This window comes from Paracoccus salipaludis (assembly GCF_002287065.1).
Lineage (GTDB): Bacteria > Pseudomonadota > Alphaproteobacteria > Rhodobacterales > Rhodobacteraceae > Paracoccus > Paracoccus salipaludis.
In genome coordinates this window covers 1-595 of the sequence record NZ_NSJZ01000106.1, presented here as the reverse complement: position 1 = coordinate 595, position 595 = coordinate 1, and the positions used below count along the sequence as shown (strand labels likewise).

The window sequence follows — 595 nt, the reverse complement described above, 5'->3', positions numbered from 1 at the left end:
GTTCCAAGTCGAACGCCCGTGACAGCTCCGCTGGATCAATCGAGTAGCTGCCGTCCTCGTGACGGGCTGCGCTGAGCTTCCCGGTTTTTATGGCTCTGTTGATGGTAGACTTGCTCTTGCCCGTCAGCTTCGCGGCTTGGGAAAGGGAGAGTTCCGGCATGGTTCCGCACCGCGTCATTTGAGGTTCCGTTTAGAACGCTTTGTTCATGAACGGAGAAGGCAGTACGGGCAAGGTCGGTGTCGCGCCTGGGAACGGTGAGGTTGCCAGCCTTGAAGGTGCGGCCGACGCGATCCGACCAGTCCTCGCGCTCGACCTGGCTGAGATTGTGCCACCACGCTAACGCCGGTTCCGCTTGGGGTTCTTCGGCGATGAGGGGCGGGGCGTCTTCGGTGTCCTGCTGGCGACGACGTGCAGCGCTGTGGCGAGCGTTCTCGCTGGCAGTCTCGGCAGCGTCGTGCGGGTCTTTCCAGCGCCAGCGGAAGGTAACGGCATGAACCGACCTGCCCTGTTTCTCGGGGGTCATGCTTACCTCGACCGTGCCATAGTCGTTCACCGCTGTTAGGGCTGGGTCCAGAACCCAGCGTCGGAACTGCC

1 protein-coding gene is annotated in these 595 nt (G+C 62.4%); it reads right to left on the bottom strand.

The window, feature by feature from the left end; all coding sequences use genetic code 11:
• Positions 1–160 (bottom strand): helix-turn-helix domain-containing protein (locus CK240_RS19660; protein ID WP_135058953.1); only part of this gene is annotated, 160 nt, incomplete at its 3' end.
• Between the last annotated feature and the right edge of the window lie 435 nt (positions 161–595).